The sequence below is a fragment of the Rhodospirillales bacterium genome, assembly GCA_016710335.1.
Taxonomy (GTDB): Bacteria; Pseudomonadota; Alphaproteobacteria; order Rhodospirillales; family Defluviicoccaceae; genus JADJXQ01.
This window is the reverse complement of the sequence record JADJXQ010000025.1, coordinates 21,367-40,751: the sequence shown is the minus strand read 5'-3', so window position 1 is coordinate 40,751 and position 19,385 is coordinate 21,367. Positions and strand designations below refer to the sequence as shown.

Here is a 19,385-nt window from a genome sequence, read left to right as displayed (position 1 = left end):
TCTCCATTGCGCCGGCGACATGCTGCGCGACGAGCGAGTGTTTCCCCTGGAACCGGCATTGCGCGCGGTGCGGTTCGCCAACGAGAACGTGCCGTTCGCCGCCCTTCCGCGCTGCGTACAGCAGGACACCATGCGCCGTCAGCAATCGCCGCAACCCGCTGGACCGCAACAGTCCAAATCGTTAGACTAGTCTGAGTTTCTGGCTGAATTTGGCAACGTCATGATCACCGTCGGCGCGTTTGAGGCCAAGACCCATTTCTCGGCATTGCTCGACCGCGTCGCGCGCGGCGAGCAGGTCGTGATCACCAAGCACGGCAAGCCAATCGCGCGGCTGGTCCCGGAGGCGGCCGCCGACCGCGCCCGGATGGACGAGAGCATCGCCCGCCTCAGGGCCGCACGCCGGGGCGTTACGCTTGGCGATCTCGATTGGAAGGATTTGCGGGATGAAGGACGCCGGTGAGCGGCAGTGGCCGGCTTGGTTCTCGATTGTTCGGTGGCGGTGGCGTGGTGTTTCGAGGACGAAGCCTCACCCGAGACCGACGCCATCCTTCAGCGCGTGCGTGACGACGGCGCGCTGGTTCCGGCTCTCTGGCACCTCGAGCTTGGCAACGTGCTGATCCAGGCCGAACGCTGCGGACGTTTGAGCGCCGCTGACACGAGCGCCCGCCTTGAGCCGATCGCCGTGCTTCCGATCGTCACGGACCATGAAGGCCCTGCTCGGGCGCTGCGCCAAGTGCTAGCCTTGGCCCGCGCCGAACACCTGACCACCTACGACGCCGCCTACCTGGAGCTGGCCCTGCGCAGCGCCCTGCCGCTCGCCACCAAAGACCGCGCCCTCGCCGCCGCCGCCCGCCGCTGCGGCCTCGCCGCCCTGCCGCATGGCGGGTAATACACTCAAGCCAGCTTCATGCGTCGGGTGGATTAGCCGAAGCGTATTCCGACGTGTGCATGCATAGCCCGGGTTCGCCTGTTCGGACGTCTTTGATGCCGTCGCCATGGGCAAAATGAGAAATCACCCTTTGTTGCCCTGGATTTTAACGCTCGGTAAAATTATAAGATTCACTTACCGAGGAGGAGCACACGTAGAAGGGAAAAACTACCTTGAGGTGCCGCCGAAGGCTTTGGAGATGCGGATGGCCGTATCTAGGGAGATGCCGGCGCGGCCGTTGACGATGGCATCGAGAGTCCTGCGGGCGACGCCGAGGATGTCTGCGGACCGCGTCACCGTCAGACCGAGCGGGGTGAGCCAGTCCTCGCGGAGGTGTTCGCCGGGGTGAGGCGGTCGAACATGGGCATGTTGCGGGTATCCTCAGTGATAATCGACCAAATCGACATCTTCAGCGTTCTCGGTGACAAAACGGAAGATGATGCGCCAGATTCCCGTGACCGAGACGGCCCAGAAGCCTTGCCGGTCTCCCTTGAGGGGGTGCAACCTGAATCCCGGAGCATCAATGTCGCTCACTGTCTCAGCGCCGTCCATCCGCGCCAAGATGCGTCGGATTTTCGCCACGGTGTCAGGCTGGAGCTTGCTCGCGCCGGCCGTTCTCGTAAAGCGGCTCCAGGTCCCTGTGTCTTAATGACAGTATCATGTCGCAGCAACACCTCAACCGCTTAGCGTTTCACCCTCGTCAACCGCCGCCGATCAACTCCAGCCACTCCTGTTCCGTCAAGGTGGTGACGCCGAGGGCGGCGGCTTTTTGGGCTTTGATGCCGGCGTCGGCGCCGATGATGACGTAGTCGGTCTTCTTGGAGACGGAGCCGGCGACCTTGGCGCCCAAGGCCTCGGCGCGGGACTTGGCTTCGCTGCGGGTCTGGGTTTCGAGGGTGCCGGTAAAGACCACGGTCTTGCCGGCGACCGGGGACGCGGTTGCGGTGGCGGGAGCGGCGACGGGCTCGATGGTCAGCAGCGAGCCCAGGTCGTCGAGGATCTCCCGGTTGTGGGGCTCGGCGAAGAACGCCGCAAGATCGGCCGCCACCGACGGGCCGATGCCGTCGATGTTGACGAGTTCGCGCCACGCGTCGCTGTCGGGATCGTTGGCCGCCTGCATGGCAGCGCGCCATGCTGTGAGCGAGCCGTAGTGGCGGGCGAGGAGGCGGGCCGTCGCTTGGCCGACCTGGCGGATGCCCAGGGCGTAGATGAAGCGGTCGAGGGGGATGCGGCGTCGGGCGTCGATGGCGGCAAGAAGGTTGTCGACCGACCGCTTGCCCCACTTTTCCCGCTCACTGATCTCGTCGGCGCGCTCTGCCAGCCGGAAGATGTCGGCGGGGCCGTTGAGCAGGCCGTCGCGCCAGAAAGCTTCTGCGTGCTTGGCGCCGAGGCCGTCGATGTCGAAGGCGTCACGGGACACGAAGTGGCGGAGGCGCTCGACCGCCTGGGCCGGGCAGATCAGGCCGCCGGTGCAGCGGCGCGCTACTTCCCCCGCCTCGCGTACCGCGATGCTGCCGCACTCGGGGCAATGGTCCGGGAACGCGAACGGCCCGGAGCCGGCGGGGCGCTTCTCCGCGACCACCGCGACCACCTGCGGGATAACGTCGCCGGCGCGCTGCACGACCACGGTGTCGCCGACCCGCACGTCCTTGCGGCGGATCTCGTCCTCGTTGTGCAGCGTCGCCCGCGAGACCACGACCCCGCCGACGGTCACCGGCGCCAGTTCTGCGACCGGGGTGAGGGTGCCGGTGCGCCCCACCTGGACGCGAATGTCCTGGACCACGGTCTGCGCCCGCTCGGCCGGAAACTTCTGAGCGATCGCCCAGCGCGGCGCGCGGCTGACGCTGCCGAGGCGCTCCTGCCAGTCGAGACGGTTGACCTTGTAGACGATGCCGTCGATGTCGTAGGGCAGGCTGGGTCGCCGTCCCTCCAGGTTCCGGTAGAAGGCCAGCATCTCGTCCACGTCACGGCAGAGCCGCGCTTCCGGGTTGACGTGGAAGCCCCAGTCGCCGAGCCGGACCAGAAAGCGCTCGTGGGTGTCGGCGACGGTTCCGCTGATCTCTCCCCACGCATAGGCGAAGAAGCGGAGAGGGCGGCCGGCGGTGACGGCGGGGTTGAGTTGCCGCAACGATCCGGCGGCGGCGTTGCGGGGGTTGGCGAACACCTTGGCTCCCGCCGCCCGCTGGCGCTCGTTGAGTTGGGCGAAGTCGGCGCGGCTCATATAGACCTCGCCACGCACGTCGATGACCTCCAGCCCGCCGTCGATGCGTGCGGGGACGTCGGCGAGCGTTCGCAGGTTCGCGGTGACATCCTCGCCGGTGGCGCCATCGCCGCGGGTCGCGCCCTGCATGAATCGACCGTGCTCGTAGCGGAGCGACACCGAGAGGCCGTCGATCTTGGGTTCGGCCATCATCTCGAGCGGCAGGCTCGGATCGTCGCGGAGCGGCTTCAGGAACCGGCGGACGCTAGCGACGAACTCGCGCAACTCGCCCTCGCTGAAGGCGTTGGCGAGGGACAGCATCGGCCGGCGGTGGGTCACCTTGGCGAATGCCGCCGCAGGCGGTGCGCCGACCCGCTTCGCCGGGCTGTCATCGCGGACCAGGTCCGGGAAGCGCGCCTCGATCGCCTCGTTGCGCCGCCGCAGCGAATCGTACTCGGCGTCGGTGACGATCGGCGCGTCGTCCTGGTGGTAGGCCTTGTCGTGACCGGCGATCTCAGCCGCCAGGGCCTCCAGTTCCTGCTCGGCTTGATCGTGCGTCAGCCGTTCCACGGAAATCTCCCGAAGCGTCCCCGGCGTCATGTGCCAGTGCCTTGCAGAGGGCTTTGCGGCGTGACGTGCAACAGGCGGTCGGCGGCGGCGCGGGCCTCGTCGGTGATGCGGGCGCCGGCCAGCATGCGGGCGATTTCCTCCTTGCGGCCATCGGCATCTAGGCCTTCGACGATGGTCGTGGTGCGATCGGCGTCGGCCATCTTGCTGATCCGCCAGTGGCTGTCGCCGCGGGCCGCCACCTGCGGAGAATGGGTGACGACCAGGACCTGCACGTCGTGCGCTAGGCGCGCCAAGCGTTCTCCGACCGCAGCGGCGACGGCGCCGCCGATGCCGGCGTCGACCTCGTCGAAGATCAAGGTCGAGATCGGGTCGGCGCGGGCGAGCACCACTTTGAGCGCCAGCATGAAGCGGGCGAGTTCGCCGCCGGACGCGATGCGGCTGATCGGGCCGGGCGGCATGCCGGGGTTGGTCGCAATCTCGAACGCGACCCGGTCCCAGCCGGCCTCGCCCCAGTCCTTGTCATCCAGGGTGTCGATCCCGGTGACGAAGGTCGCCTTGCCGAGGCGGAGCGGCTCCAACTCGTCGGCCACCGCCGCGTCCAGACGCACTGCGGCGTCGCGGCGCGCCGCGCTCAACGCCGCCGCGGCATCCTGATAACGCCGACGCGCCGCCTGTTCATCTTCCCGCAACCTGGCCAGCCGATCCGACCCGTCTTCGAGCGCCAGCAGCCGCGCGGTCAGGTCGTCGCGTAGCCTCGCCAGATCGTCGACAGCGCAGGCGTGTTTGCGTGCGAGGGCGCGAAGCGCGAACAGGCGCTCTTCCGCCTCTTCCAGATGGCGCGGATCCAGATCGAGATCGGCGGCGACCCGGTTGAGCTGCGCCTCCGCCTCTTCGGCCTCCGATGCGGCCCGCTCCAGGCTGGCGATCACTGGCTCAAGACGACCCTCCACCCGCTCGGCGATGCGCTCCAGGTGGCGGAGGGCGCCTCGCAGCGCCGCATCGACGCTGCGCTCGCCTCCGCTCAGTTCGCGAGCGGCGTCTTCGAGAGCCACCGCAAGCTTCTCCGCGTTCATCAGGAAGGCACGGCGTTCGGCAAGCTCCGCTTCCTCCCCGACCTGGGGATCCAGCTTTTCCAGTTCGGCGACGACGTGGCGAAGGTAATCCTCGTCGCGTTTGGCAGCCTCCAGCGCCTCGGCGGCGGCGCGGCGCGCCCGCGACGCATCGCGCCAGTCGCGGAACGCCGTGGCGGTGGCGCTGGGTTGGGTCCCGCCATAGGCGTCAAGCAGTTCGCGGTGACTCGCGGGATCGAGCAGGCGCTGGCTTTCGAACTGGCCGTGGATCTCAACCAGGGTCTCGCCGACCTGGCGGAGCAGGGCGACGCCGACGGGCTGGTCATTGATGTAGGCGCGGGAGCGGCCGTCGGCGCCGAGCGTCCGGCGCAGCACGATGCCGTCGTCTGATGCACCGATCCCCTGCTCCTGCAGCATCGTGTACGCCGGGTGATCGGCGGCGACCTCGAAGCGGGCGCTGACCGAGGCGTGCGAAGAACCGTGGCGGACCAGCCTGGCGTCGGCGCGGCTGCCGAGCGCCAGCCCCAGGGCGTCCAGCAGAATGGACTTGCCGGCTCCTGTCTCGCCGGTCAGCGCGGCGAGGCCGCTGCCAAACTCGAGCTCCAGACGGTCGATGAGGACGACATCGCGAATGGTGAGCGCGGCCAGCATGCTCCCCAATCACCAGGGCTTGTACCAGGGCTCCTGTTCGGGCCGGGAGTCCTTGTTCTCGACCAGCTCATACGAATCGATGTACCACTCGCTGCCCGGGAAGTTGTGGCCAAGGACGGCCGCCGACTTGCGCGCCTCCTCGGTCAGGCCGAGAGCCATGTACGCCTCCACCAGGCGGTGCAGCGCCTCGGGGACGTGCGTCGTCGTTTCGTATTGGGCGACCACGCGCTGAAAGCGGTTGATGGCGGCGAGGTAGTGGCCCTGGCGCAGGTAATACCGGCCGACGGTCATCTCTTTGCCGGCGAGATGATCATTGATGAGGTCGAGCTTGAGCCTGGCGTCGCGGGCGTATTCGCTCTCCGGATAGCGGGCGACCAGCTCGGTGAAGGCGGCGAGAGCGTCCTCCGTCATCCGCTGGTCGCGACTCACGTCGGAGATCTGCTCGTAGTAGGAGAGACCCTTGAGGTAGTACGCGTACGGGACATCCGGATTGGCCGGATGCAGCCGGATGTAGCGGTCGAGGGCGGCAATGGCGTCGATGTATTCGTTTGCCTCGTAATGGGCGTAGGCCGCCATCAACTGCGCTTGCGTCGCCCACGGCGAGTACGGGTGCTGTCGCTCCACCTCGTCGAAGGCTACGGCGGCCTTCTTGTACTCCTCGTCCTTCATGGAGACCATGGCCTCGTCATAGAGCTCCGTGACCGGCCGTTCCTCGTACGCCACCTCGTCGTCGGAAGAGCACGCCACGACCCCAAGCAATGCGGCCAGCGCAAGTGTCGCCGCAAAGCCCTTGCCGCGACAGCGGCCTACCCGCAGCTTGCGACCATGACTGATCAAGCGTCCTCTCCCACGTCCCGAAGTGCGCCACGATCTTATCATGCCTGCACCGGGAGAACGCAAGGCAGAGACACCGCCCCTAAAACTAAGGTCATCGCGGGAGCGGCTGAGACGATGCTGTTCGAGGTTGGCGTCCGCGCCCGGCGACAGGTCAGAGACCGACGGCGCGGGCGAGGCGGCTCGCCTGCCAGGATGCGACGGGACGGGCTGCCGTGTCATCGCCGGAGCGGACCATGTCCCAAGCCCACGATTCTTCCGATTCGAACAATGCCTTCAGAAGCTTGTTGTTGGCAAAGTGACCGGTGCAAATGCCCTCGAAATGGCCGATGATCGGCGCGCCGGCGAGGTAAAGATCACCCACTGCATCGAGCGCCTTGTGGCGCACGAACTCGTCCTCGTAGCGCAATCCTTCGTCGTTCAGGACCGCGTCGCCGCTCACCACCACGACGTTGTCCAGCGAACCGCCGCGGGCCAGACCGGCGGCCCGCAGGCGCTCGACGTCGTCGAGAAAACCGAAGGTCCGCGCCCGCGCCAACTCGCGCTTGAACATGCCCTTGTGCAGGCCGAGGTTGATGGTCTGGCGGGCGATGGCGCCGCTCTCGAAATCGATCTCCATGGTCACCGAGAACCCGTTGCCGGGGCCGAGAGTGGCCGACCAGCCGTCGCTTTCGACGGTCACGGGAGACAACATCCTCAACGCACGACGAGGACTGACCTGATCCACGACGCCGGCGCACTCGATCAGGAACACGAAGGGCGCGGCGCTGCCGTCCATTATCGGCAACTCCGGCCCGTCGACCTCGACTACCACGTTGTCGATGCCGAGGCCGGCCAGAGCCGCCATCAGGTGCTCCACCGTCGCGACCGACACCCCGTCACGGGCGACGGCCGTGCACAGCCGCGTGTCGACGACATTGCTCCAGATGGCGGGAATGACCGTGTTGCCGCCGAGGTCGGTGCGAACGAAGTTGATGCCGGTGTTCGGCTCCGCCGGCCGCAGCCGGATCGACACCGACGCGCCGGAATGGAGGCCCACCCCCGAGCAGTGGATAGGGCTCCTGAGCGTCTTCTGCGCGACAAACCTCCGAGCGTCGAACCGTTCGACGCTCGGACTCTCGGTGTACACGCCTGTCGTCATCTCTCGCACGTCATGTCCCGCACGGCTGGAGTTCCCGCTCGCAAAACGCTGCGGCAACGGGGCACGCTGACGCCCTGTCGCCGCTCGTCTGTACCGTCCACTCCCTTGTGGAGTGCCTCACGTGAACTGGTAACAAGAACACCGGAAGCACTCAAATCACCTTGTGTTACCAAGTGTTACCCTGCGAGACCCAAGGTTGCTCAGTTTGCCTGGCGGCGCAGAAACGCAGGGATATCGAGGAGATCTTCAGTCGGCTCCGACACTGGCAGCCGCTCATCGGCCTTGACACCACCCAACCGCCGCGGCCGCTCCAACGGGTGCGGCTCGCTGCGGCCTCGCTCGGTCCCCGAATCAACGATAGTCGGACGCGTTGCGCGGCCGGCGCCGGTGACCCGGGCGATCAATTGCGCAACGCCGTGCTTCGCCGGACGATCTTCGCCCACATGACCTGACCCGGCCTGAGGCGCCGCCGCGTTAGCGGCGTCGACCGGCTGCGGAGGGATGAACGCGTCCCGCTGGACGTCGTTCGACGGGGCCGCGGCCTCGTCCGTCGATGCCGCTTCGTGCAAAGCGGCACTCTGGGCGGCAGCGGGTTGGCCACCGGTTGAGCCGTTGCCGAGGCTGTAGCGGTGGTGGTGGGCTTCGGTCTCGGCATCGGGCATCGCCGCGACGGCCGTGTTGCCGACGACGATCTTCTGCTCTGTCGGGCGCTGCTTGGAGACGGCATCGGACAAGTTGAGCAAGGTCGGTACCGGTTTGGCCGATGCGTCGATATCCATGCCGGTCGCCACCACCGACACCCGCATCACCCCGTTCATGTCGTTATCGAACGTCGTGCCGAAGATGATCCCGGCTTCCGGGTCGACTTCGGAACGGATGCGATTGACGGCCTCGTCCACCTCGAAGAGCGTCATGTCGTCGCCGCCGGTGACGTTGATGAGAATGCCGCGGGCGCCCTTCATCGTGGCATCGTCGAGCAGCGGGTTGGAGATCGCGGCCTCCGCCGCCTCCAGCGCCCGGCGCTCGCCGGAGGCCTCCCCGGTGCCCATCATCGCCTTGCCCATCTCGCTCATCACCGCCCGGATGTCGGCGAAGTCGAGGTTGATCTGGCCCGGGCAAACCATCAGATCGGTGACGCCGCGAACTCCCGACTGGAGCACGTCGTCGGCCATCTTGAAGGCGTCGGCGAAGGTGGTCTTTTCGTTGGCGACCCGGAACAGGTTCTGGTTGGGAATGATGATCAGGGTGTCAACGAACTGCTCCAGCTCGCTGATGCCCTTTTCGGCTATGCGCATGCGGTGGCCGCCCTCGAAATGGAACGGCTTGGTCACTACGCCGACGGTAAGGATGCCCTGTTCGCGCGCGGCGCGGGCGATGACCGGGGCGGCGCCGGTGCCGGTGCCGCCGCCCATGCCGGCGGCGATGAAAACCATGTTCGAGCCGCGAAGCTGCTCGACGATTTCCTCGAGTGATTCTTCCGAGGCGATGCGCCCGATGTCCGGCCGGGATCCTGCGCCCAGCCCCTGGGTTATCGTCACGCCGAGCTGGACTCGACGCTCCGAGATGGACTGTGCCAGGGCCTGGGCGTCGGTGTTGGCGACAACGAAGTCGACGCCTTCGAGGTGGGACCGGATCATGTTGTTGACGGCGTTGCAGCCGGCGCCGCCGACGCCGATGACGGTGATGTGCGGCTTCAACTCGGGAACCGGTGCCTTGGTGGGTATGCTGAAATTGATGGTCATGTTTGCCTCCACTCCAGATGTCATGCCAGTTTTGTGGGCCCTAGAAGTTCTCTCGCAGCCAGTGGCCGAGCCGGCCGAAGCGGCCCGGCAGTTTTTCCGCGGGTTGGTAGAGGGTCGTGTCGGCCTCCGCGGTGTTCTCGGCGGCGTAACGCAGCAAACCCATCGCCGTGGCGAAGGCCGGCCCTGACGCCGCGTCCGGCAGGCCCGGCATCGGCCGCGGTCGGCCGATGCGCACCTGCCTGTCCAAAATCTTGCCCGCCAGCTCCGCCGCGCCGGGAAGCTGACAGGCGCCGCCGGTGAGGACCACCAGGCGCCCGGATAGCCGGTCGAAACCGGCGTCCTCCAGCCCCGAGCGCACCATCTCGAAGATCTCCTCCATCCGCGGGGCGATGATCCCAACCAGATTGGTGCGCGGTATCTGGCTTGGCTCCCCCGTCGGTTCTTCGCCCATCGGCGGCACCTCGATGACAAAGCGGTTGTCCGTCGGCGACGGGACGCAACTCCCGAACAACGTCTTGATGCGTTCCGCCTGCACCAGCGGCGTCGACAGGCCGCGGGCGATGTCGCTGGTGACCTGTGCGCCCCCGACCGAGATCGTGTCGGTGTGGATGACCTCGCCGTCGAAGAACACGGCGAACGTCGTGGTGCCGCCGCCCATGTCGATGACGGTGACGCCGAGATCCGCCTCATCGCCGTTGAGGCTGCCGAGCGCCGCAGCGTAGGGCGACACCACCTTCTTGGCGATGTCGAGGTGGCAGCGGTAGATGCAGGTGGCGAGGTTGCGCACCGGCCCGCTCGCGGCGCTGATGACGTGCAGGTTGACGCCGAGGCGCTGGCCGAACATGCCGCGCGGATCACGGACGCCGCGCGTGCTGTCGACGCTGTACCCGACCGGCACCGCGTGCAGCACGTCGTGGTCTTCGGGAATCTCGTGAAGGATGGCGGAGCTGTCGAGAATGCGGCGGAGATCGACGTCGCCGATCTCGTGGCCGGCGATCGCCACCTCGTGGGGGATCAGGCGCGAGCGCGGCACGCCGGCGGTGACGTTGACCACGACCTCCCGGATGTTCTCTCCGGCCATCCGTTCCGCCGCCTCGACGGTCGCTCGAATCGCCGTCTCCGCGGCGTCGAGGTCGACAATGTTGCCGCGGCGCACCCCATAGGACTCGTGGTGCCCGAAGCCGACGATGCGGAGGTCCCCCTCCATCGCCGGCTCTGCGATCAGGCAGGCGATCTTGGTCGTGCCCACGTCGAGCGCGGCGAGACGCCCGCTGCGCATCCTTGCTGGCGCCGTTCTGGCATTCTTCTTCACGTCAGTGGCCTCGGCCGTTTGCGTTCATGTGTCCCGACCCTGTTTCACCAAAGTTTCCTCCGGAGGCGCCGCCTGGCGAACGATGACCTGATCGGGAAAGCGGAGGTCGAGCACCGTGATGCGGCGGCCGAGCACGTCGTGCCGCGCCTGGTAGTCGTCGAGGCGCGCCAGCGCCTCCGCCACGCCCTCCTCCGGCAACCGGATGTCAATGCCGTTGGTGAGGCGGAGGTCCCAGCGGCGGCCGCCGCGGCGCACCCCGGCCTGGACCTGCTGCTGCAGCATCGGATGGCGGCTCAGCATGGCGATGATGTCCGCCGCGTGGCCGGGGGCATCGTCGCCGACGACGACCAGCAAGTCACTGAACCGGCCGACGTTGCGGTCGTCGATCACCGCGCCGTCGCTATCGACCACCGCGAAGGCGCCGTTGTGCTGCCACAGAGCCAGCGGCCGGCGCTCTCGGATGCGGACAATGATGGCGTCGGGCAGCACCCGTTCGATCGAAACACTGCGCACCCACGGCAGCGCCGCGACCCGCACCTTCGCCGCTTCGAGATCGATCGCCAGGATCGGCGTCTCCCGCGAGATGGCGAGGGCGTCCAGGATGGCGGCGCGGGACGTCTCGTGGCGACCAGCGACGTAGATCTCCCGCACGCCCAGACCGGCGTCGACGGTGGCGGCGACCGCCGCCTGCACCAGCCGATCGGCGACCCGCGCGGGCCAGCCGGAGTGCACCACGGCGCCGAGGCCGGCGATGACCAGCAGCCCGCCGAGGAGCGTCACGCCGACCCGCGCTGATCGCGTCCGCCACCACGGCAGAACGCGCTTCCGACCCTGCCCGCGCCGCGCCGCGCCGCCGCCGGCGGGGATCCGCCACGATGGAACCTTCAGGAGTCGCATTGGGCGTTCTCCACCATCCAGCGAACCAAATCCGGAAACGCGAGGCCGACGTGGGCGGCCTGCTCCGGGACCAGCGACGTCGGCGTCATGCCCGGCTGGGTGTTGACCTCGAGCAGGAAGAGGGCGCGGCCGTCGAAGCGGAAGTCGGCGCGGGACACGCCGCGGCAGCCGAGCGTGGCGTGGGCGAGCCGCGCCAGGCGCAGCGCTTCTTCGAACACCGTCGACTCCAGGTCCGCCGGCACGACATGCACGGAGCCGCCGGGCGCATATTTGGCGTCGTAGTCGTAGAACCCGCGGGCCGTGGTGATTTCGGTAACGGTGAGCGCCCGCTCGCCCATTACTGCCACCGTCAGTTCGCGACCCGGAATGAAGCGCTCGATCATGACCTGGTCGCCGAAGCTCCAGTCGCCGTCGGCAAGGGGCGACGCCTCGCCCTCCAGCACGATGTGCACGCCGACGCTGGAGCCCTCGTTGAGGGGCTTCAGCACGTAGGGGGGCGACATCGCCGCGCCGGCGGCAACGGCGCGGCGATCCACTACCCGATGCTCCGGCACCGGTATGCCGGCATGGGCGCACAGGCGCTGCGCCATCGGCTTGTCCATCGCCAATGCCGACGCGAGCAGGCCTGAATGGGTGTAGGGGACGCCCAGGATGTTCAGCAGTCCCTGGATGCAGCCGTCCTCGCCGTAGCGCCCGTGCAGCGCGTTGAACGCCACGTCCGGCGCCGGCGTCAGGGCGGCGAGGAGCGCCGCCACATCCCGCCGCACGTCGATGGCGGTGACGTCGTAGCCGGCCGCCCGCAACGCCTCGGCGCAGGCGGCGCCGCTCACCAGCGACACCTCCCGCTCCGCCGACCATCCGCCCATCAGCACCGCGACATGGGTCATGGCTGCGAAACCCCGCGGATCGCGGGCGCCGCCGTCGGAACGCCGATGCGGCGGATCTCCCAATCGAGACGGACGCCCGAGGTTTCGAATACCCGGCGTCGCACCTCCTCGCCGAGCGCTTCCAGGTCGGCGGCGGTCGCCGATCCGGTGTTGATCAGGAAGTTGCAGTGCTTCTCCGAGACGACGGCGCCACCGACCCTGAGTCCGCGGCAACCGGCCGCGTCGATCAGGCGCCATGCCGAATGGCCGGGCGGATTGGCGAAGGTGCTGCCGCCGGTGCGCACGCGGGTCGGCTGCGTCGCGTCGCGTCGGGTGCGGATGTCCTCTATGCGCCGGGCAATGACGTCGGGCTCGTCGGGCCTGCCGACGAGACGCGCGCCGACGAAGATCCAGTCTTCGGGCACGGCGCTCGAACGGTAGCCGAAGCCGAGGTCGTCAGGCTCAAGGCTCTTGCGGTCGCCGGCCGGATCGAGGGCGTCGACGGCAACCACCACGTCCTTGATCTCGCCGCCGAAGGCGCCGGCATTCATGCGGAGCGCGCCGCCGATCGTCCCCGGGATGCCGATCAGGAATTCCAGGCCGGCGATCCCGGAGTCGGACGCGACACGCGCGACGGTGACGTCGAGCGCGCCGGCGCCGGCGACAATCTCCGTCCCCCGCGTCTCGGTCGCCGCGAACGCGCGTCCGAGGCGGATGACCACCCCCGGCACGCCACCGTCGCGGACCAGCACGTTCGAGCCGACGCCGAGGACGGTCAGCGGAACATCCTTGGGCCTGGCGGCGAGGAAGGCGGCCAGATCGTCGGCGTCGGCGGGCCGATACAGGACCTCCGCCGGGCCGCCGACGCGGAACCAGGTGACGCCGGAGAGCGGCGCCCCCGCGGTGTAGCGGCCACGCACCATCGGCAACCGCTCGATCAGCCCGTGTGAATGATGGAGCGCCGGCATCATCGTGCCGCCCTCTCGTCGGGCATCGACGAAGGTCGCATCGGCTGGCGGCGGATCTCGGCCAGCCGGCCCGGCAGGTCGTGGGCCCATCGGGTGATGGTGCCGGCGCCGAGGCAGACCACCAGATCGCCCGGCGCCGCCAACTCATCGACGGTGGCGGCCAAGTCGTCGGCGCTGGCAAGCGGCAGGGCGCGGCGATGACCATGGGCCCGCAGTCCCGCGACCAGCGCGTCGCGGTCGGCGCCGGCGATGGGGGCCTCGCCGGCGGCATACACGTCGGCGACCACGACGGCGTCGGCATCGTTGAAGCAGGCGCAGAACTCTCCGAACAGCGAGTGCAGGCGGGTGTAGCGATGGGGTTGGACGACGGCGATGACGCGACCGTCCGTGACGTTCCGCGCCGCCTCCAGCACCGCGGCGATTTCGACGGGGTGATGGCCGTAGTCGTCAATGATGGTGATGCCGTCGACTTCGCCGGTGCGGGTGAAGCGGCGGTTGACCCCGCCGAATGTGGCCAGCGCATCGGCCAGCACCTCGTCACCGATGCCGAGCTCGGCGGCGACCGCCACCGCTGCGAGCGCGTTCTGGACGTTGTGGCGGCCGATCATCGGCAGGCGGAGGCCGTCGATCCGCCGCACGGTCTCGCTCCGTCGATCGGCGATGATGGCGTCGAAACCCATGCCGCCGCCGGCCTTCGCCTCGACGTTGACGGCGCGGACATCGGCTTGCGGGCTGAAGCCGTAGGTGACGATGCGACGATCAGAGACCCGAGGCAGGATCCCTTGGACTTCAGGGTGATCAGTGCACAGCGCGGCGAACCCGTAGAACGGCACGCTGGAGATGAAGGCGACGAATGCTTCCCGCAACGCATCAAAGTTGCCGAAGTGATCGAGATGCTCGGGATCGATGTTGGTGACGACGCAGACCGTTGCCGGCAGCTTGAGGAAGGTGCCGTCGGATTCATCCGCTTCGGCGACCACCCAGTCGCCGTCGCCGAGCCGGGCGTTGGAGCCCCACGCATTGATGATGCCGCCGTTGATGACCGTCGGGTCCTTCCCGGCGGCGTATAGGACCGAAGCAATCAGTGACGTGGTCGTCGTCTTGCCGTGGGTGCCGCCTACGGCGATCGACCACTTGAGCCGCATGATCTGAGCCAGCATTTCGGCGCGGCGCACCACCGGCACCAAGCCCCTGCGGGCGGCGGCTACCTCCGGGTTGTCGCCCCGCACCGCCGTGGAGACGACGACCACCCGCGCTTCGCCGAGGTTGGCCGCGTCGTGGCCGATGCGGACCGGAATGCCGAGCGCCCGCAGCCGCGCCGTGTTGGCGTTGTCGGCGAGGTCGCTGCCCTGGACGGCGTAGCCGAGATTGTGCAGCACCTCGGCGATGCCGCTCATGCCGATGCCGCCGATGCCGACGAAATGGATGGTGCCGACGTCGAGGGGGAGCGTCTTCATGCCGCTGCCCTCCCCTCAGGTCCGCCGGCCATGGCGAGAAGCTCGCACACGACGTCGGCGAACCGTTCGGCCGCCTCGGGCTGACCGAACGTCCAGGCCCGTTCCACGGCCTGATAGAGGTGTTCCGGGTCGGCAAAGACGTAGTCCAGGCATTCTGCCAAGGCATCGGGCGTGAACTTAGATTGCGGGAACACCCACGCGGCGCCGGCCGCGGCGGCGGCGAGGGCATTGGCGGCCTGGTGACCGTCGGCGGCGTGAGGATACGGAACGAGTATCGCGGGGCGTCCGACGATGGCCATCTCGGCCACCGTGGAGGCGCCGGCGCGGGCGATCAGCAGGTGGCTTGCGGCCAGTCGCTCCGGCACATCGCGGAAAAACATCGACACCTGCGCTTCGACGCCGATGCTGCGATACGTCTCGCGGACCGTGTCCAGGTCCTCCCGGCGGCATTGCTGCGCGACCCGGATCCGGCCGCTGAGCGCCGGAGGCAGGGGGCCAGCGCCACCGGCACCACCTCGGCGAACACCTGGGCGCCTTGACTACCGCCGAGCACGAGAATGTGGATGGTGCTGCTGTGGTTCAGGTCGGGATAGGGCGCCGCGCGGCTCTTCAGGAACGCCGCGCGCACCGGCATGCCGACCCGCACGACTTTGGCGGCGGCAGCGGGGGGAACGCCTTTGACTTGTCCGAATACGGTGGCGATGCGGTCAACGCGGCTGACGACAAGCCGGTTCGCCCGGCCGAGCACGGCGTTCTGCTCGTGGATCACCGTCGGCATGCGGGGAGCCGTGGACACTGCGGCCAGCATCGTCGGCACGGACGCATAGCCACCGAAGCCGACCACCGCGTCCGGCTTCAGGCGCTTCAGCAGCCTTCGCGCCTGCACGAAGCCTCGCGCCTGCCGGTACAGGCTGACCATGCGTTGCGCCAGGCTGCCACCGGCGACGGCGCCGGCATGGAGACGATGCACCTCGAGCGCATCAAGGGTCCCGCCGAAGACGCCGCCGCGGCGGTCGGTGAACAGCGCCAGACGGACGCCGCGCGACATCAACTCCGACGCAAGCGATTCCGCCGGGAACATGTGGCCACCGGTGCCGCCAGCGGCAAGGACGACCAGCGGGGCCGCCGCGGCGGCATGATCGGGGAATGGCGGGGTCATCCAGACCCCAGCCGCCGGGCGCCGGCGGGTCAGCGCCAGCACCATGCCCATGCCCAGCCCCACCGCCAGCAGCGACGAGCCGCCGTAGGAGATGAACGGCAAGGTGATGCCCTTGGGCGGGATCAGGTGAATGGTCGACGCCATGTTGACCAGGGCCTGAAGGCCGAACTGGGCGAGCAGGCCGGCGGCGGCCAGGATCACGAACATGTCTTCGTCCTTGAGCGCCCGCGCAAACCCCCTCAGCACCACGAACGCGAACAGGCCGACGATCAGGAGACAGACGACCAGGCCGAACTCCTCGCCGGCGACGGCAAGGATGAAATCGGAATGGGCGTCGGGGAGGATTTCCTTGACCCGACCCTCGCCCGGACCGCGGCCGAACCAGCCCGCCCTGGCGGAAGGCGTCCAACGCTTGGCTTACCTGGAAGCCGTCGCCGGCGGTCGGGTCGAGGAAGTGATCGACGCGCATATGCACGTGGTTGAAGGTGAAATAGGCGCCGACCCCGGCGGCAAGGAACAGAAAGCCGATCAGCACGATCACGGTCAGCGGCAGGCCGGCAAGGAACAACTGCACGCCCCACACCGAAGGCCACCATCACGGTCCATGCCGAGGTCCGGCTGCGGCAGCAGCAGCAGCGCACGGTCGCGCCGACCAGCAGCGCCAGGATGCCGCCGGGAAAGCGCGCATCGATCCGCCCGGCGCTGATCAGCCACGCCGAGACCACGGCAAAGGCCGGCTTGAGGAACTCCGACGGCTGGATCGAGACGGCCGCCGATCAGAGCCAGCGAGGTCGCCCCGTTGATCTCCAGCCCGAGGAAGAGGGTGAGCAGCGGTGAGCACCAGCGCCACGCAGAATGCCACGACGCCAATGCGGCGCCAGCACGCCTCGGTCGAGGTCAGAAACAACGCGGCGAGCGCCAGCGGAAGATAGGCATACTGGCGCTGGGCGAAATGAAATGCCTGGTAGCCGAAGCGTTCCGCCACCGCCGGCGACGCCGCCATGATGAGCACCACGCCGGCGGACACCATCAACAGGACGGCGCCGAGGGTCCATCGGTCGACGGTCCACCACCAGCGGCTCAGCAAACTGGTGTCGGTGCGGGCGAATGTGGTCATGCGCCGATCGCCTCCACCAGATGCCGAAAGCTGTCGCCGCGCGCCTCGAAATTCTCGAACTGGTCGAAGGACGCGCACGCCGGCGAGAGCAGCACCGTGGGACGAGCGACGCCATTGCTGTGGGCCTGGGCCCGCGCCGCGGCAACGGCCGCAGCCAGGGTGCCGCACAGGCTGGTCGGCACCCGGCCGGCGAGTTCGGCCGCAAACGGCTCCGCCGCCTCGCCGATCAGGAAAGCGTGGCGGACGCGCGCGAGGTGGGGGGCGACGGCCGGCAAGCCCACCCTCCTTGGCGCGCCCGCCGGCAATCCAGTAGACGGCGTCGTAGCAGGCGAGCGCCCGCGCCGCGGCGTCCGCATTGGTCGCCTTACTGTCGTTGACGTAGGCGATGTCATCGATCACCGCGACCAGTTCCTGGCGATGGGCGAGGCCGCGGAAGCTGCAGATCGCGGCGGCGATGACGTCGCGCTCAACCCCCAGCGCCGCCGCCGTCGCGAACGCCGCTGCGGCGTTCTGGGCGTTGTGCGCGCCGGGAAGGGCCGGCGCCGCGCTCAGATCCAGGACCGCCGTCGCCGCGCCGCGGCGCGCGTCCATGAGAAGCCCGCCCTCCGCGTAGACCCCGCCCGCAACGCCACCGTGGCCGGAGATCGGGATCACGGTCTCGGGCGGAAGGCCGTCGCGAATGGCGCGGCTGCCGGCGTCGTCGACGCCTATGACGGCGGTGGCGCCCGCCGACTGGCCCCGGAAAACGCGGCGCTTGGCGGAAACGTAGCCGTCCATGCCGCCGTGGCGGTCGAGGTGGTCGGGGCTGATGTTGAGCAGAACGGCGACGTACAACGCCAGTGTCGGCATCAATTCGAGTTGGTAGGACGACAGCTCCAGCACGTAGATGCCGCCGGCCCCGAGCGGCGGCAGGGTCAGAGCCGCAACGCCGATGTTGGCGCCGACGGCGCAGCGCCGCCCGGCGTGCGCAAGGATGTGGCCGATCAGCGCCGTCGTGGTCGACTTGCCGTTGGTGCCGGTGATGCCGACGAACACCGCGTCGGGCTGCGCCTGGCCGAGCAGCTCCACATCGCAGACGACTGAGCAGCCAGCCTGCCGAGCCCGCTCGACGACCGGATGCGCGTAAGGATGCCCGTGCGGGATGCCGGGGCTCAGCACCAGCACCTTCGCCTGGGACAGATCAACGGTAGCAAGATCAACCGGCGAAACGCCGGCAACCGCCGCGCGCGCTCGGGCCGATGCGTCGTCGTCCCATGCCCAGCAAGCGATTCCGCTCGCCGCCAGCGCCTGAGCTGAAGCGAGGCCGCTGCGGCCGAGGCCGAGAACGGCGACGGGGTGGGGACCGAGGACGGTGAGATCGATCGTCATCGCCGCCTCACCTGAGCTTCAGCGTCGCCAAGCCGGCCAACGCCAGGATCGAGGCGATGATCCAGAAGCGGATGACGATGGTGGGCTCCGCCCAGCCCTTCTTCTCGAAGTGGTGGTGCAGCGGCGCCATGCGGAAGACGCGCTTGCCGGTCAGCTTGAACGACACGACCTGGACGATCACCGAGACGGTCTCGAGCACGAACAGGCCGCCGATGATGGCCAGCACCAGCTCGTGCTTGGTGGCGACCGCGATGGCGCCGAGCGCGCCGCCGCAGGCCAGCGAGCCGGTGTCGCCCATGAAGACCATGGCCGGCGGCGCGTTGAACCAGAGGAAGCCCAGCCCGGCGCCGATCAACGCGCCGCACAGCACGGCCAGCTCGCCGGAGCCGGGCACGTGGTGGATCTGCAGGTAGTTGGCGAAGATGGCGTTGCCGGCGAGATAGGCGATCAGCGCGAAGGTGGCGGCGGCGATCATCACCGGCACGATGGCGAGGCCGTCCAGGCCGTCGGTCAGGTTGACGGCATTGGACGCGCCGACGATGACCAGCATCGCCGAAGAGCACGAAGAACCAGCCGAGATGCAGCAGCACGTCCTTGAAGAACGGGACAGCAAGGGTCTGACGCAGGTCGGGGGTCGTCAGCGCCGTGATCCATACCGCCGCCACCCCGGCGATCGCAAGCTGCAGCAACAGCTTAAGCCGCGGCGGAATGCCCTTCGAGTTGCGGAGCGCGACCTTGCGGTAGTCGTCGAGGAAGCCGATGGTGCCGTAGCCGATGGTGACGCACAGCACCACCCAGATGAAGCCGTTGCCGAGGTCGGCCCACAGCAGGGTCGACAGAGCAAGCGCGATCAGGATCAGAAAGCCGCCCATGGTCGGCGTGCCCTTCTTGGTCAGCAGATGGCTCTCCGGCCCGTCGTCGCGGATCGGCTGGCCGCCGCGGCTGGCGCTTTCAGCCAGCGGATCAGCCACGGCCCCAGGATGAAGCTGATGACCAGCGCGGTCACCACCGCGCCCGCCGTCCGAAACGTGAGGTAGCGGAACACGTTCAGGAACGAGATCTGGTCTGCCAGGGGGAAGAGCAGGTGATACAGCACGCGGGCGTC

The 19,385-nt window shown here is 68.5% G+C and carries 13 protein-coding genes and 6 pseudogenes; 3 read left to right on the top strand and 16 right to left on the bottom strand.

The window, feature by feature from the left end; genetic code table 11:
• Positions 1–19 precede the first annotated feature (19 nt).
• From IPM60_17170 to IPM60_17160, 3 genes are read left to right on the top strand one after another with little or no spacing between them, the layout of a single operon-like run.
• Entirely contained in the window at positions 20–190 is a 171-nt protein-coding gene (locus tag IPM60_17170; GenBank protein MBK8909525.1) for a hypothetical protein, read from the top strand.
• 30 nt (positions 191–220) lie between these two features.
• Positions 221–460: a type II toxin-antitoxin system Phd/YefM family antitoxin gene (locus IPM60_17165; protein ID MBK8909524.1), complete on the top strand. Its 240-nt coding sequence runs from the start codon at positions 221–223 to the stop codon at positions 458–460.
• A gap of 6 nt (positions 461–466) precedes the next feature.
• Positions 467–889 carry a type II toxin-antitoxin system VapC family toxin gene (locus IPM60_17160; protein MBK8909523.1) on the top strand — a complete coding sequence of 141 codons (423 nt, stop codon included), beginning with the start codon at positions 467–469 and terminating at the stop codon, positions 887–889.
• A gap of 207 nt (positions 890–1,096) precedes the next feature.
• Here IPM60_17160 and IPM60_17155 read toward each other — a convergent pair.
• The 16 genes and pseudogenes from IPM60_17155 to IPM60_17080 all read right to left on the bottom strand — a co-directional run bounded on the left by IPM60_17155 (position 1,097) and on the right by IPM60_17080 (position 19,376).
• A pseudogene (locus tag IPM60_17155) lies at positions 1,097–1,282 on the bottom strand (HigA family addiction module antidote protein).
• Between the two features lie 27 nt (positions 1,283–1,309).
• Positions 1,310–1,589 (bottom strand): annotated as a pseudogene (locus tag IPM60_17150) (type II toxin-antitoxin system RelE/ParE family toxin).
• A gap of 39 nt (positions 1,590–1,628) precedes the next feature.
• The gene (ligA, locus tag IPM60_17145; GenBank protein MBK8909522.1) at positions 1,629–3,728 is read right to left on the bottom strand and encodes an NAD-dependent DNA ligase LigA; all 2,100 of its coding nucleotides are present in this window, start codon (positions 3,726–3,728) and stop codon (positions 1,629–1,631) included.
• Positions 3,725–5,419, bottom strand: a complete 1,695-nt coding sequence (gene recN / locus IPM60_17140) for a DNA repair protein RecN (protein MBK8909521.1) — start codon at positions 5,417–5,419, stop codon at positions 3,725–3,727. The genes ligA and recN overlap by 4 nt, the downstream gene beginning before the upstream one ends.
• Positions 5,420–5,428: 9 nt before the next feature.
• The gene (locus IPM60_17135; protein MBK8909520.1) at positions 5,429–6,298 is read right to left on the bottom strand and encodes an outer membrane protein assembly factor BamD; all 870 of its coding nucleotides are present in this window, start codon (positions 6,296–6,298) and stop codon (positions 5,429–5,431) included.
• Positions 6,299–6,407: 109 nt separating this feature from the next.
• Positions 6,408–7,394, bottom strand: a complete 987-nt coding sequence (locus IPM60_17130) for a UDP-3-O-acyl-N-acetylglucosamine deacetylase (GenBank protein MBK8909519.1) — start codon at positions 7,392–7,394, stop codon at positions 6,408–6,410.
• Positions 7,395–7,594: 200 nt separating this feature from the next.
• The gene (gene ftsZ, locus IPM60_17125) at positions 7,595–9,136 is read right to left on the bottom strand and encodes a cell division protein FtsZ (GenBank protein ID MBK8909518.1); all 1,542 of its coding nucleotides are present in this window, start codon (positions 9,134–9,136) and stop codon (positions 7,595–7,597) included.
• Positions 9,137–9,176: 40 nt separating this feature from the next.
• Positions 9,177–10,415 carry a cell division protein FtsA gene (gene ftsA, locus IPM60_17120; protein MBK8909517.1) on the bottom strand — a complete coding sequence of 413 codons (1,239 nt, stop codon included), beginning with the start codon at positions 10,413–10,415 and terminating at the stop codon, positions 9,177–9,179.
• A 57-nt stretch (positions 10,416–10,472) separates the two neighbouring features.
• On the bottom strand, positions 10,473–11,345 hold the full coding sequence (locus IPM60_17115; protein MBK8909516.1) for an FtsQ-type POTRA domain-containing protein: 873 nt from the start codon (positions 11,343–11,345) through the stop codon (positions 10,473–10,475).
• Positions 11,333–12,232: a D-alanine--D-alanine ligase gene (locus IPM60_17110; protein MBK8909515.1), complete on the bottom strand. Its 900-nt coding sequence runs from the start codon at positions 12,230–12,232 to the stop codon at positions 11,333–11,335. Before IPM60_17110 ends, IPM60_17115 begins: the two co-directional genes overlap by 13 nt.
• A complete protein-coding gene (murB, locus tag IPM60_17105) occupies positions 12,229–13,182 on the bottom strand; it encodes a UDP-N-acetylmuramate dehydrogenase (GenBank protein ID MBK8909514.1) in 954 nt (317 codons plus the stop codon). The genes IPM60_17110 and murB overlap by 4 nt, the downstream gene beginning before the upstream one ends.
• Positions 13,179–14,636, bottom strand: a complete 1,458-nt coding sequence (locus tag IPM60_17100; GenBank protein ID MBK8909513.1) for a UDP-N-acetylmuramate--L-alanine ligase — start codon at positions 14,634–14,636, stop codon at positions 13,179–13,181. The genes murB and IPM60_17100 overlap by 4 nt, the downstream gene beginning before the upstream one ends.
• Positions 14,633–15,795 (bottom strand): annotated as a pseudogene (gene murG / locus IPM60_17095) (undecaprenyldiphospho-muramoylpentapeptide beta-N-acetylglucosaminyltransferase). Before murG ends, IPM60_17100 begins: the two are co-directional and overlap by 4 nt.
• Before the next feature lie 24 nt (positions 15,796–15,819).
• A pseudogene (locus tag IPM60_17090) lies at positions 15,820–16,912 on the bottom strand (cell division protein FtsW).
• Positions 16,909–18,280 (bottom strand): annotated as a pseudogene (locus IPM60_17085) (UDP-N-acetylmuramoyl-L-alanine--D-glutamate ligase). The pseudogenes IPM60_17090 and IPM60_17085 overlap by 4 nt, the downstream one beginning before the upstream one ends.
• 7 nt (positions 18,281–18,287) lie before the next feature.
• Positions 18,288–19,376: pseudogene (locus IPM60_17080) on the bottom strand (phospho-N-acetylmuramoyl-pentapeptide-transferase).
• Between the last annotated feature and the right edge of the window lie 9 nt (positions 19,377–19,385).

Bases quoted from the DNA above. Each gene is read 5' to 3' on its own strand.
- IPM60_17135 (MBK8909520.1), bottom strand. From the start codon at position 6,298: ATGATAAGATCGTGGCGCACTTCGGGACGTGGGAGAGGACGCTTGATC.
- ftsZ (MBK8909518.1), bottom strand. From the start codon at position 9,136: ATGACCATCAATTTCAGCATACCCACCAAGGCACCGGTTCCCGAGTTG.
- IPM60_17115 (MBK8909516.1), bottom strand. From the start codon at position 11,345: ATGCGACTCCTGAAGGTTCCATCGTGGCGGATCCCCGCCGGCGGCGGC.
- ftsA (MBK8909517.1), bottom strand. From the start codon at position 10,415: ATGCGCAGCGGGCGTCTCGCCGCGCTCGACGTGGGCACGACCAAGATC.
- IPM60_17110 (MBK8909515.1), bottom strand. From the start codon at position 12,232: ATGACCCATGTCGCGGTGCTGATGGGCGGATGGTCGGCGGAGCGGGAG.
- murB (MBK8909514.1), bottom strand. From the start codon at position 13,182: ATGATGCCGGCGCTCCATCATTCACACGGGCTGATCGAGCGGTTGCCG.
- IPM60_17100 (MBK8909513.1), bottom strand. From the start codon at position 14,636: ATGAAGACGCTCCCCCTCGACGTCGGCACCATCCATTTCGTCGGCATC.
- ligA (MBK8909522.1), bottom strand. From the start codon at position 3,728: ATGACGCCGGGGACGCTTCGGGAGATTTCCGTGGAACGGCTGACGCAC.
- IPM60_17130 (MBK8909519.1), bottom strand. From the start codon at position 7,394: ATGACGACAGGCGTGTACACCGAGAGTCCGAGCGTCGAACGGTTCGAC.
- recN (MBK8909521.1), bottom strand. From the start codon at position 5,419: ATGCTGGCCGCGCTCACCATTCGCGATGTCGTCCTCATCGACCGTCTG.
- IPM60_17170 (MBK8909525.1), top strand. From the start codon at position 20: ATGCTGCGCGACGAGCGAGTGTTTCCCCTGGAACCGGCATTGCGCGCG.
- IPM60_17165 (MBK8909524.1), top strand. From the start codon at position 221: ATGATCACCGTCGGCGCGTTTGAGGCCAAGACCCATTTCTCGGCATTG.